Raw genomic sequence first — 1,058 nt, 5'->3', positions numbered from 1 at the left:
GGTGTTCGGTGCCACCGGTGCGAGCGTGGGCGCGCACGGCGAGCTCGTCGTCATCGCCGCATCGGGTGCGATCGCGCCGCTGCCCGCAGCGGTCTCGATGACGGATGCCGCGGCGGCCYGTGACGGCGCCCTCACCGCCCTGCCGTTCCTCCGTGACGGCGCACACCTCCGGCCCGGGCAGCGCGTGCTCGTGATCGGGGCGTCGGGGAGCGTGGGGGCCGCGGCCGTGCAGCTCGCGAAGCACCTCGGAGCCCACGTCACCGCGGTCTGCGGGCCGGCGCACGTCGACCTCGTCGCGTCCCTCGGCGCGGATCGCGTCGTCGATCGCAGCAGGGAGGACGCGCTCACCGGGCCGGAGACGTACGACGTCGTGTTCGACGCCGTGGCCGCCTCGACGTTCCGGCGCGCACGACGTGCGCTGCGGCCCGGAGCAACCTACCTCACCACGGGGCCCTCCTTCGCGATCCTGGTCCAGCAGCTCACCTCCCGGCTCGGCCGGCGGCGTGCCGTCATCCTCTTCACCGGCCTCCGGAAGGACGCCGACAAGGCGCCCGACCTCGGGCAGCTCGCGGCCCTGCTGGCGGCCGGAGCGCTCCGCCCGCCGATCGAGCGCGAGGTGGCCCTCGAGCAGGTCGCCGAGGGGTACCGACTCGTCGACTCCGGCCACAAGGGCGGCAGCGTGGTGCTCCGGCTCGTGCCGGCCGGCGCCGAGGCGCGCGCATGAGGGCCGTCGTGCGCTCCCGGTACGGCGGGCCCGAGGTGCTCGCGCTCGCCGAGGTCGACGCCCCGAGCCCGGAAGCGGACGAGGTGCTCATCCGCGTCGAGGCGGTCGCCGTGAGCATGGGCGACGTGCTCGTGCTGCACGGCGAGCCGCGCGTGGGCCGCCTCGCGTTCGGGCTCGGGCGCCCGAAGCATCCGGTGATCGGGCGGGATGTCGCGGGCGTCGTCGAGGCCGTCGGCCCGGGGGTCACCCGGGTCCGGGTCGGCGACGCGGTGTTCGCCGAGGCCGACCAGGGCGGTTTCGCCGAGCTCGTGGCGGTGCCCGAGCGGTTCGTGGC

At 76.2% G+C, this 1,058-nt stretch carries 2 protein-coding genes; both read left to right on the top strand.

Features of this window, described 5'->3' with window-relative positions:
• Positions 1–724 (top strand): zinc-binding dehydrogenase (locus AC1DY2_RS20055; RefSeq protein WP_476764015.1); only part of this gene is annotated, 724 nt, incomplete at its 5' end.
• On the top strand, positions 721–1,058 hold a 338-nt coding region (locus tag AC1DY2_RS20050), incomplete at its 3' end, for an alcohol dehydrogenase catalytic domain-containing protein (RefSeq protein WP_476764014.1). The genes AC1DY2_RS20055 and AC1DY2_RS20050, both read left to right, overlap by 4 nt.

The sequence above is a fragment of the Agromyces sp. P1_H4 genome (assembly GCF_056405255.1).
The sequence above is the reverse complement of the archived record's forward strand: the minus strand, read 5'-3'. Positions and strand labels throughout refer to the sequence as shown.